The following is an 11,551-nucleotide window of genomic DNA, read 5'->3' on the forward strand; positions in this document are numbered from 1 at the left end:
ATTATTTCTTTATTCCTACCGATTTTATCTCATATAATCTCCGAAAAATAATAGCGTTTTGTTAAGTTTTTTATTTTCATTAACTTAGCGTATGGCGGTGTTGGTAAAGTCTAAGATTTGTTATTTATCATGCTTTTGCCTCGCTATTTGTAAAGTTTCTATAAAATATTTGTAAATCTGCACTTTAAGTGTTATATTTATCTATTTCACATAAATATGACAGTTTTCCAAAACTACATGTGAGGTGATTTTTGGTGAAGTAGAAGAATATTCTGCTTCTTTAAAAATTTGCATTAATCGCACAATTAAATTAAAAAATCAAATAAAATGAGTGTACAACAAACAACTCCTAAAGCAGGGAGAAGAACTGCTATGAAAAGGTCTGAAAGACAGACTCCGGAAGATACGTTAAGAAGAATAATAGAAGAACACAAGAAAGATATGGGAGAGACAGTATGGCTGAAAATTGATGACAGAACTCATATCGAAGTGGCTGCCAGTCTGACCGAAGATGAGCGAAACAAAAGAGTAGAAAATTATCTCGAAAATATAGGTCGCAGATAGTAAGAGCGATAAAATATAAAGGGTAATTATTTTTTTCAATAACATTATAAATCAATTGTATATATTATGAAAGTAGCATTAATTGGGGCAACCGGGTTTGTGGGTTCTCAACTATTAGAAGAATTGTTGTCGAGGGATCATGAAGTGACAGCGATTGCACGAAATGCTGATAAAATCACAGTGAAGAATGATAAGCTAACCGCTGTGAGTGTTGATATCAAAGATACAGATGCCCTTACAGAAGTATTAAGAAATAATCAGATGGTAATATCTGCATATAATGCCGGTTGGGACAATCCGAATCTTTATAACGATTATATTGATGGTTATGAATCGATACAAAAAGCGGTTCGTGCAGCAAATATCAGACGCTATTTTGTAGTAGGCAATGCCGGGACTCTATATATAGGAGGAACTCAATTGGTAGATACTGATGATTTCCCCGCTAAAATGAAAGAAGGCGCAAAAGCGTCACGAGATCATTTTGATAAGCTGAGGCGAGAAACATATCTGGATTGGGTATACCTTTCTCCACCTACAGAAATGAATGAAAATATAACTACAGGGCGAACAGGCCGATTCAGAATGGGAAAAGATGAACCTGTTATGAGAGATGGCACGGCTTCTATTTCTGTTCAGGATTTGGCTATCGTTGTTGCTGATGAGGTTGAAAACAGAAAACACTCCCGTCAGCATTACACTGTAGGATACTAATTGCTTAGTATACACGACTATACTATAAATACCGAACGGGTACAATGTTAATGTTACATTGTACCCGTTTTTTATTCTATATGACGTTATTTATGACCTATAAAAGCCTTTAGGAGAGGTTATACCTCTTTTTTATCATACTCTTTCTTTTCTTTTTTCTCTAAGGTTTTTTCTCGTTTATCCTCTTTCTCGTATGCTTCAACAATTCTTTGTACCAGTTTATGACGGACGATATCTGCTTTGTCAAATTCAATATGACCAATGCCTTTCACGTCTTTGAGTACCCGTAAAGCATGTTTAAGCCCTGACTGTTGAGACGTAGGAAGGTCTATTTGAGTAACATCGCCTGTTATAATCATCTTTGCATTCATCCCAAGGCGTGTCAGAAACATTTTTATCTGAAGTACAGTTGTGTTTTGTGCTTCGTCAAGTATGATTACTGCATCGCTTAGAGTTCGTCCACGCATAAAGGCTAAGGGCGCAATCTGTATTGTTTTATTCTCAATATAGTCTTTTAGTTTGGCAGGAGCAATCATATCTTCCAGCGCATCATACAGTGGCTGTAGATAGGGATCTATTTTTTCTTTCATATCTCCCGGCAGAAATCCAAGCTTTTCTCCGGCTTCAACAGCAGGACGACTCAGAATAATCTTTTTTACCTCTTTGTTTTTCAATGCTTTTACAGCCAAGGCGATTGCCGTATATGTCTTACCCGAGCCCGCAGGACCGATACCAAATACCATATCATTTTTATAAAAGCTATTTACAAAATTCTGTTGGTTTGGTGTGCGTGCAGAGATAGGCTTGCCATTCACTCCGTATATAATCAGATTCTCTTGCTTGACAACATTGGGAGAGTTGCCTTTAACGATATCTATAATGTCTTCTTGAGTTAGCTTATTTCGGTCGACAGAGAATTTCTCCAACTCTCTGATCTTTTCTTCGAATAAAGGAACATCTTCTGCATTTCCTGTTACTTTGATAGCGTTTCCCCGTGCAACGATATGTAATTTAGATTAGTAAATCTTTGTTATGCTTTTTTAGGAATTATTTATGCCGAAAAAGACTACAGGGTCTACGTGTTCTAAAATAATTATTTGTTCTATCATTCAGTTTAATTATCAACAAAGTACCATAATGATTTTAATTTGGTTAGTCGGGTTTTATATAATGTAATGGTTCACAAATATAATTATAATCTTCAATATTTTAGGTTTTTCTTAATTTAAACAAAAATGTATTTTGGAAAGTCAATCTTTCTTGTTTCAAAGAAACGCTGAAGCAAAATATTATTGCTGTTATAGAAAACAAAAAATCGTGTAAGTCTCACTTACACGATTTTCTAAATATTAAAATTTTGGTTTTATTTTATATCATTCAATAAGCCAACTTTACCTTCTTTTACCAGTTTGAGGATTAACTCTCCAAACAAAGTGTTTTGCCAAGCAAACCATTCACGAGTAAATTTGTTCGGATCATTTACATTAAATGATTCATGCATAAATCCTGTATTTGCATCGGTGTCTATCAGCATTTTTATGCACCATTTTATTTCCTGATCATCCTTGCTTGTAAAGGCTTTCATCATAAGACTCATAGGCCATGCCATGTCGTAACCGATATGCGGACCTCCGATTCCTTCTCCCGCTTTTCCACGGAAGAAATAAGGATTGTCTTCGCTCCACACATATTTGCGTGTGTTTTGGTAGATAGGGTCATTTGCATCTACATCTCCCAAGTATGGCATAGCCAAAAGGCTTGGAACATTTGCATCGTCCATCAATAGGTGATTACCAAAGCCATCAACTTCGAATGCATAGATTTTACCATACTTCGGATGGTTATAAACGGCATGTTCTTTTAATGCTGTTTCTACTTCCTGAGCAAGAGCGCTACACTCCTTAGCCTGGGCAGGTTTTTTGTTTACCTCGGTCAATATTTCGGCTGCTTTTCTGAGAGAAGATACAGCAAAGAAGTTAGATGGTACAAGGAATTGCAGAGTGGTTGCATCATCCGATGGACGGAATGAAGAAACGATTAAACCTACAGGCTTCACCGGAGCACCCAATCCTCCATTGTTTAATGTATCCAACGCTCTGTCTGTTACACGAAGGAAAGAGTAAGGACCTACACCGTCTTTGCGTTGTTGTTCTTTAAATGTTTGTAAAACCAGTGTGATTGCTTGTAGCCATTCTTCATCGAAGATGCTTGTATCACCTGTGGTTTTCCAATAGTGATATGCTAAGCGGATAGGGTAGCATAGCGAGTCAATTTCCCATTTGCGCTCGTGCAATTCCGGCTTCATCGCTGTACCGTCCGACATCCACTGATGATCGGGGTTCGGATCATACGGATCAAGAAACGCATTTGCATACGGGTCGATGATTATGCATTTAAACTGACGGCGGATAACTCCCGCCAACATCGCTTTTAATTCAGGATCGCTATTTGCTAACTGTACATAAGGCCAAACCTGAGCTCCTGAATCACGTAGCCACATCGCATGGATATCTCCTGTATATACGACAGTGTCATCTTTTCCGTTGCTCTTTCTATGCCTTACAGTTGTGTCAAGTGTATTCGGAAAACAGTTTTCAAACATCCATGCCAGTTTTTGATTTTTCAGCATTTTTTTGATGCGTACTATTTCGCTTTCTACGGCTTTGGATTTGAATAGACGTTTGTCTACCGCAGGACGATTGCTTTTGTAAGGATCATCCTTTTTGATAGCAGTGTTATCTTGAGATAAAACTGTATTGTTTTCTAATTTGATCAAGGTACTAGCTTCGGCCGACATTGCTGTCATACTGGCTAGACATAGTCCTATGATCCCTTTTTTTATGTAGTTATTTTTCATAATTAGTACATGTTTCTAAAAAACATTTAATCAATAATCTATTTTCGGGTACCGAATTTAATCAAAAATGAGAAGATAACAATAGTCGGTTTCATCTCTAATAAGGCAGATAGATTTTCTTTTTTATATAAGAATCTAAACTGACTCATTATCAGATTGTTTTTTCTTAATGCATTAATCTCTCCAAATGCTTTCCGGAGAGGAAATAGCAGGATGGCTTGACGAGAAGCACTATAAAATGAGCGAACTACATTTCTGGATAGGAAAGCATTGCATTTGCTTTCGCCAATTCCTTTACTTTTCAGGAATTTATACAATTCTTCAAAAAATGCAATTCTATTTTTGATGGATCGATAAGCGTATACTTTCCCTGTATTGTTAGAATGAAAGACATGATAATATAAAAAGTCGGGAACAAGCCCGATCTTATCTATTTTATCGTATACATTTATGAAAAAAATGCTGTCTTCGGAACAAATGTTTCTTGAATCTAAGAAAGATAGCGCATTTTGTTTCAGAAAATCAGCTTTATACAGATGGTTCCATATAACGCACGAAATTTTATCGCTGCATATATTTTCATAAAACCACTCTTTATCCGTTACATTTGCAGAATTATCGGGATATTTATATCCTTCTTCTACATATTCGGATTTTACTTTATAAACACACAGAAAGTTACACCTTACAACATCTAAACGTTCTTCTTCGGCTTTTTGATATAACAACTCATACATATCAGGCTCGCAATAATCGTCGTGATCGAAGAAGCCGATGTATTTTCCTTTGGCTGCTTCTATTCCTTTATTCCTGCTGATTCCTGTATGCAGATTTTCGCTGTTATAAATCAGTACTATTCTCTTATCTTTTGCAGCAAAACCTTCCGCAATATTATTGCTCCCGTCGGTAGGGCAGTCGAGAACCAAGATGATCTCAATCTCTTTCAATGTTTGGCTAACAATAGAAGTCAAACATTTTTCAAGATATTTGCCCGCATTATGAACAGGAACAATAATACTGACTTTAGGCTGCTCCATCTCTTATTTTTTCTTTTTTGTATTCGTTACCTTATATTCTTTCGAGAACGAATATGGCAAGTCGCTGTCGCTTGTTCCTCTGTTTTGGTTGGCAGTAGGAGACATTTTATAGCTGATGTTTGCCCCGCCAAGAAGGTCTCCGTGTGTCACGTAGTTCTTTGTATATGGTTGTCCATTTACTGTCATGCTCTCCACATAGCGGTTTGCTTTGCTGTTGTTATCTGCCTTGATTGTTACTTTCTTTCCGTTCTCTAGGTTTAGAGTTACGGATTTGAATAGTGGCGATCCTAGGATATACTCATCTGATCCCGGACACACAGGGTAGAATCCTAATGCAGAGAATACATACCAGGCAGATGTCTGACCGTTATCTTCGTCACCGCAATATCCGTCAGGATTAGGTGTATATAATTTATCCATCACCTCACGTACCCAGTATTGGGCTTTCCAAGGCTCGGCTGAATAGTTGTACATATATATCATGTGTTGGATCGGCTGGTTGCCATGAGCATAGTTACCCATGTTCATAATCTGCATTTCGCGGATCTCATGAATCACACCTCCGTAATAGCTGTCATCAAATAATGGCGGTACGTTGAATACTGAGTCCATCATGCGGTTGAAACCTGCTTTGCCTCCCATCAGGTCGATCAATCCTTGAGGATCGTGGAATACCGACCATGTGTAGTGCCAGCTGTTACCTTCGGTGAAAGCATCACCCCATTTCAACGGATTGAAAGGAGATTGGAACTTACCATCTGCATTCTTTCCTCTCATCAACTTATGTTCAGGATCGAAAAGGTTTTTATAGTTCATCGCACGCTTAGCGTAGATTTCGATTTCTTTTTCAGGTTTACCCAGCTTCTTACCGAACTGATAGATACACCAATCGTCGTATGCATATTCGAGTGTACGTGCTGCACTCTCTTTGATCTTCACATCGTAAGGTACGTAACCCAGTTTGTTGTAGTGTTCCCAGCCTAAACGTCCGGTAGAACTTACAGTAGGATGTACAGCGTTTGCTCCGTGAACGACTGCTTGCCACAGCGTTTCAGCATCGTATCCACGAAGTCCTTTCAGGTAAGCGTCGGCTACTACAGAAGCTGAATTGTTACCCACCATGCAACCACGGTGACCGGGACTTGCCCATTCCGGTAAGAATCCGCTTTCTTTGTAGGTGTTCACTAATCCTTCTTGCATCTTGGTGTTCATTTCCGGATACATCAAGTTAAGGAATGGGAACAAGCAACGGAAGGTATCCCAGAAGCCTGTGTCTGTAAACATATAGCCGGGAAGAACTTCTCCGTTGTAAGGGCTGTAGTGTACCACTTCGTTCTTTGCATTTATCTCATAAAAAGAGCGAGGGAATAATACCGAGCGGTATAGGCAAGAATAGAATGTACGAAGATTATCGATGTTATTGTCTTCTACTTCGATACGTCCTAATGTTTTGTTCCATTCTGCACGTCCTTGCGCAGTTACCTGGTCGAATGATTTTCCGTCCAATTCTTTCAGATTTTGTTCTGCTTGTTCAGGGCTGATGAACGAAGAAGCAATGCGGGCATGTACTTTTTCTCCTCTCTTGGTAGAGAAGCCGATAATACCACCTGCGTGGCTGTCTTTAACTTCCAGACTTTTGGTAGAAAGAACTCCTCCGGCAACAGAAGCTGTATATGTAAATGGTTTGTCGAAAACGATTACAAAGTAATTTTTGAAGTTTTCAGGTACACCACCACTGTTACGTGTTGTGTAACCTATAATCTTGTTTTCGGCAGGAATAATTTTTACGTAAGACCCACGGTCGAAAGCATCAACTACAACGTATGAGTTTTGCTCTTCGGGGAAGGTAAAACGAAACATAACCGCACGAGATGTAGGAGCCATTTCGGTAACTACATCGTGATCGGCAAGATAAACCGAATAATAGTATGGTTTAGCTATTTCCGCCTTGTGTGAAAACCAGCTGGCACGTCTTTCCTGATCAAATACAGGCTTGCCTGTTACCGGCATGATAGAAAATTGACCATAATCATTGATCCATGGACTTGGCTGGTGTGTTTGTTTGAAGCCGCGAATTTTGTCGGCATCGTAGGTATATGCCCAGCCATCGCCCATTTTGCCGGTCTGAGGCATCCAGAAATTCATTCCCCAAGGCATCGCGATAGCCGGATAGGTGTTACCCGTAGATAACGAATACTTCGATTGGGTGCCGACTAAAGGACTAACATAGTCGACCGGCTCATAATTCTGAGATTGAATAGTCCCCAGAAAGCCAATTAATGCTAGGAATAGAATTCCTATTTTCTTTTTTTTCATTGTTGATTGAGGTTTTTAAGTTGCTTTTATGATTTTGTGATATTTAGATGTTTTGTTTTGAAACTTGAACTGCATTGTTTAGATAATAACATTTATACTCACTTAGAGAAGCGAGAGAAACTCATGCTAAAAAGGTTGTTGAAGTATATTAAAAATAAACTTGCAGTTAAAATTTCTATTCTCATCGGGCATTGAAAAATAATCATTTCAAAAATACATTAACAAAGGGAATTAGTACTTAGGTTTAAATTAATATTAACAAAAAAGACTATTCGTTCATGTTAATTAACAACTTCGTTTTATCTATCTTTTCTTTCATCGGTAATTCTGCGTTTATCCAATGGATATGTATTCCTCTTTTTTCCATTCCTCTAAACCATGTCATTTGTCTTTTTGCAAACTGATGGATAGCAATTTCCAATTGCGAATACATATCTTCGTAGCTCAACTGCCCGAGGACATATAGAGTAACATATTTATATTCCAATCCGTAATAAATTAGGTCGTCAGCTTTTACTCCTTGAGAGAGAATATCTTTTATTTCTTCTATCATACCATCCTCGAGTCGGGCTTTAAGACGGTCTGATATTTTCTTTCGACGTAATTCACGGTCGATATCTACGCCTATAACTAAACTATTGAGGGGAGGAAATTCGTTCTGTTCCAACGGGTGAGCCTTTTTGTACTCTTCTATTTCTATTGCTCTTATTGCTCTTTGAGCTGTATCGACATCAGTTTTGTTATGTAACGTTTTATAGCTCTCTAGTATTTGTGTGAGTGCTTGTAGACTATAGTCTGCATATTTTGATCTGAGTTCTTTATTTTCGGAAACGTTTACCAATGAATATCCTCTAAGTACCGATTCTACATAGAGCCCCGATCCTCCACATAGGATAGGGAGTTTGCCTCTGATTTTCATATGTGTGTATACATTGTGAAAATCGTGCTGATACTCGAATATATTATATTTATCGCCGGCTTCCCGAATATCAATCAGATGATAAGGTATCTCTTCTCCGTTTATTGCATAATCAGACAGATCTTTTCCTGTTCCAATATCCATCGAGCGATATACCTGTCGCGAGTCTCCGCTTATGATCTCAGTGTGGAGTGTATGTGCCAGATGGCAGGCAAATGCTGTTTTGCCTGATGCCGTTGGTCCTATAATGGTGATTAGATCATAATTCTTCATAAGTACAAAGTTAGAATGAAATTTATATTTTCACTTATAATAGGATATCTGATTCCTTCTTGTGTCTCAAAAAATGACAAAACTGACAGGCATTTATATTCTGTTTCTCATATAAAAGCTATTTCTATGTAAATAAAAGATAAAAATCCTTATTAAAGTAGGTATTAAGGTTTCTAAACCCGAAAGAAATTTAAGAACTTAGTTATCTTTACACAATTAATTATTTGTACTTCTATAAGATATGAGTGGTAAGTTAAAAAAATCACTTTGNNTTTGTAGGCTAAAACAAAAAAAGAGACTCTATAAATTAACGAATGAAAGAAGGAAAAAGCTTAGTAAACAATATTGTGGCTGCATGCCAAGAGAAGAAAGCTAAAAATATCGTCATTGTCGATATGACAGAATTACCGGGTACTATTTGTCAATATTTTGTGATTTGCGAAGGAAACACTCCTATACAAGTATCTGCTATATCAGAAGAAATTGTTGATTACCTCAAGAAAAAGAAAAAAGAACGCCCTTTACTGATCGACGGATTACGTGAAAGCCGTTGGGTTGGTATAGATTATGGTACGGTTATTGTTCATGTATTTGTGCCCGAATTGCGTGATTTTTATAATATCGAACATTTGTGGGCGGATGCAAAACTAGAATCAATCCCTGATATTGATTGAGATAAAGCATATTTAAACAAATCTTATTTACGCTTGTTATAGTTTTGAAAACAAACTAAATCACACATTGTGAGGAAAAAATATGGATAATTATAATAAAGGAGAGAATAGCCCCAAAAAACCAAATCTGAAAGGACCTAAAATTCCATTCAATCTCTATTGGGTATACCTCATTGTATTTGCTGCCATTATAGGTATGTATTTCTTTTCGGATAACACCGTAACGAAAGAAGTTCCCTGGTCCGACTTTCAGGGGTATGTAAAAAATAATAGTGTCAACAAAATAATAGTAGACAGGAAAAACAGTACCTTAAAAGCTTTTGTAAGACCTGATTCTGTAAAGAGCGTGTTTAAAGGCGAAGCCGACAGGGCAGGTACTAATCCGGCTATTATTGTTCGTATTCCTTCGGCAGACAAGTTTGCAGACTTCTATGAAACAGTGAGAGCCGAATATAAATATGATATTGATGTCAGCTACGAAGATAGTACCAACCCTTTAGAAATCCTTGTCGGGTTTTTGCCTGTGATTCTTATTTTTGGTTTGTTTATCTATATGATGCGTCGTATGTCGGGCGGAGGTTCCAGCGGAGGCGGAGGAGTATTCAGTGTTGGAAAATCCAAAGCTCAATTATATGATAAAGGTTCAGATCTTCGTGTTACATTCAAAGATGTTGCCGGATTGTCTGAAGCTAAAGAAGAAATAGAGGAAATCGTTGAATTCCTGAAAAATCCTTCCCGTTATACCGAAATTGGTGGTAAAATACCAAAAGGAGCGTTGCTTGTTGGCCCTCCCGGAACAGGTAAAACATTGCTTGCAAAAGCTGTTGCCGGAGAAGCTGATGTTCCGTTCTTTTCATTGTCAGGTTCTGATTTTGTAGAAATGTTTGTCGGAGTTGGAGCTTCTCGTGTAAGAGACTTGTTTAAGCAGGCAAAAGAAAAATCGCCTTGTATTATATTTATCGATGAAATAGATGCGATTGGACGTGCTCGTGGTCGTAACCTGAATATGGGTTCGAATGATGAGCGTGAGAATACATTAAATCAGTTGTTGACTGAAATGGATGGTTTTGGTACAAACAGTGGCGTTATTATTCTTGCAGCAACAAACCGTGCTGATATCCTGGATAAAGCCTTACTGCGTGCCGGACGTTTCGACCGTCAGATAACAGTTGACCTACCCGATTTGAACGATCGTAAGGAAATATTTAAAGTACATCTCCGCCCTGTTAAGATTGACGACACGGTTGATGTAGAGTTCTTGTCAAGACAGACTCCTGGATTTTCCGGTGCTGATATAGCTAACGTTTGTAACGAAGCTGCACTGATTGCTGCCCGTAAAGGGAAGAAGGTTGTGCAGAAGGAAGATTTTACGAATGCAGTAGACCGTATTATTGGTGGGTTGGAGAAAAAGAATAAGGTAACAACCTTAGATGAACGTAAAACAATCGCAATTCATGAGGCGGGACATGCTACGCTAAGCTGGTTCTTGCAATATGCAAATCCATTGGTAAAGGTTACCATTGTTCCTCGAGGTAAAGCCTTGGGTGCTGCATGGTATCTGCCGGAGGAAAGACAAATCACTACCAAAGAGCAAATGTTGGACGAAATGTGTGCTTTGCTTGGAGGTCGTGCTGCCGAAGAGGTGTTTATCGGTCATATATCGTCGGGTGCTGCTAACGACTTGGAACGTGTAACGAAGCAGGCTTATGCGATGATTTCATATCTTGGTATGAGCGAAAAGATGCCTAATTTGAGTTATTATGACTCATCGGGTGAGGCTTACGGCTTTACAAAACCATATAGTGAAGAAACGGCTCTGTTGATAGATACAGAAGTTAGGAATATGATCAGTGAGCAATACGAGCGTGCGAAGAAACTGCTCCTTCAACATGCTGACGGACATGGAAAACTAGCAAACTTGTTGATTACAGAAGAGGTTATTTTTGCTGATGATCTTAAGAAAGTATTTGGTGAACGTCAATGGGTTTCTCGTTCGGAAGAATTATACAAAGAAGCCGAAGAGTTGCCTGATAATATAGAAATAGAGATAAAGAAGAACGAAGATGTCCCCGGAGTTATTTCGGAAGAGGATCAGTCGGAATAATTCATTGTCTTAATTTATAAATGTTTACAAGTATATCAATTTAAAAATATACTTTAGTAAAAGAAAGGATGTTGTTAAATCCAACATCCTTTC

At 38.1% G+C, this 11,551-nt stretch carries 8 protein-coding genes and 1 pseudogene; 4 read left to right on the forward strand and 5 right to left on the reverse strand.

Annotated elements, in window-relative coordinates:
• Positions 1-327: 327 nt before the first annotated feature.
• Together B3P17_RS07720 and B3P17_RS07725 are read left to right on the forward strand one after the other, a co-directional pair.
• On the forward strand, positions 328-564 hold the full coding sequence (locus B3P17_RS07720; RefSeq protein WP_252637796.1) for a hypothetical protein: 237 nt from the start codon (positions 328-330) through the stop codon (positions 562-564).
• A gap of 66 nt (positions 565-630) precedes the next feature.
• Positions 631-1,278, forward strand: a complete 648-nt coding sequence (locus tag B3P17_RS07725) for an NAD(P)-dependent oxidoreductase (protein ID WP_252637795.1) — start codon at positions 631-633, stop codon at positions 1,276-1,278.
• A gap of 119 nt (positions 1,279-1,397) precedes the next feature.
• Here B3P17_RS07725 and B3P17_RS07730 read toward each other — a convergent pair.
• From B3P17_RS07730 to miaA, 5 genes and pseudogenes are all read right to left on the reverse strand, one after another.
• Positions 1,398-2,387: pseudogene (locus tag B3P17_RS07730) on the reverse strand (PhoH family protein).
• A gap of 254 nt (positions 2,388-2,641) precedes the next feature.
• A complete protein-coding gene (locus B3P17_RS07735; protein WP_291104864.1) occupies positions 2,642-4,135 on the reverse strand; it encodes a glycoside hydrolase family 125 protein in 1,494 nt (497 codons plus the stop codon).
• Between the two features lie 38 nt (positions 4,136-4,173).
• Positions 4,174-5,172, reverse strand: a complete 999-nt coding sequence (locus B3P17_RS07740) for a glycosyltransferase (RefSeq protein WP_252637792.1) — start codon at positions 5,170-5,172, stop codon at positions 4,174-4,176.
• A 3-nt stretch (positions 5,173-5,175) separates the two neighbouring features.
• On the reverse strand, positions 5,176-7,488 hold the full coding sequence (locus B3P17_RS07745) for a GH92 family glycosyl hydrolase (RefSeq protein WP_252637791.1): 2,313 nt from the start codon (positions 7,486-7,488) through the stop codon (positions 5,176-5,178).
• Positions 7,489-7,756: 268 nt separating this feature from the next.
• A complete protein-coding gene (gene miaA, locus B3P17_RS07750) occupies positions 7,757-8,680 on the reverse strand; it encodes a tRNA (adenosine(37)-N6)-dimethylallyltransferase MiaA (protein ID WP_291104869.1) in 924 nt (307 codons plus the stop codon).
• Positions 8,681-8,994: 314 nt separating this feature from the next.
• Between miaA and rsfS the strand changes: the two genes are divergently transcribed.
• On the forward strand, positions 8,995-9,354 hold the full coding sequence (gene rsfS, locus B3P17_RS07755) for a ribosome silencing factor (RefSeq protein WP_252637789.1): 360 nt from the start codon (positions 8,995-8,997) through the stop codon (positions 9,352-9,354).
• Between the two features lie 82 nt (positions 9,355-9,436).
• Positions 9,437-11,458 carry an ATP-dependent zinc metalloprotease FtsH gene (gene ftsH, locus B3P17_RS07760; RefSeq protein ID WP_252637788.1) on the forward strand — a complete coding sequence of 674 codons (2,022 nt, stop codon included), beginning with the start codon at positions 9,437-9,439 and terminating at the stop codon, positions 11,456-11,458.
• The last annotated feature ends 93 nt before the right edge of the window (positions 11,459-11,551 follow it).

Origin of the sequence: Dysgonomonas sp. UBA7630 (assembly GCF_002483985.1) — a bacterium.
Lineage (GTDB): Bacteria > Bacteroidota > Bacteroidia > Bacteroidales > Dysgonomonadaceae > Dysgonomonas.

Coding starts and splice junctions, on each gene's coding strand:
- rsfS (WP_252637789.1), top strand. CDS start 8,995: ATGAAAGAAGGAAAAAGCTTAGTAAACAATATTGTGGCTGCATGCCAA.
- B3P17_RS07720 (WP_252637796.1), top strand. CDS start 328: ATGAGTGTACAACAAACAACTCCTAAAGCAGGGAGAAGAACTGCTATG.
- B3P17_RS07725 (WP_252637795.1), top strand. CDS start 631: ATGAAAGTAGCATTAATTGGGGCAACCGGGTTTGTGGGTTCTCAACTA.
- miaA (WP_291104869.1), bottom strand. CDS start 8,680: ATGAAGAATTATGATCTAATCACCATTATAGGACCAACGGCATCAGGC.
- B3P17_RS07740 (WP_252637792.1), bottom strand. CDS start 5,172: ATGGAGCAGCCTAAAGTCAGTATTATTGTTCCTGTTCATAATGCGGGC.
- B3P17_RS07735 (WP_291104864.1), bottom strand. CDS start 4,135: ATGAAAAATAACTACATAAAAAAAGGGATCATAGGACTATGTCTAGCC.
- ftsH (WP_252637788.1), top strand. CDS start 9,437: ATGGATAATTATAATAAAGGAGAGAATAGCCCCAAAAAACCAAATCTG.
- B3P17_RS07745 (WP_252637791.1), bottom strand. CDS start 7,488: ATGAAAAAAAAGAAAATAGGAATTCTATTCCTAGCATTAATTGGCTTT.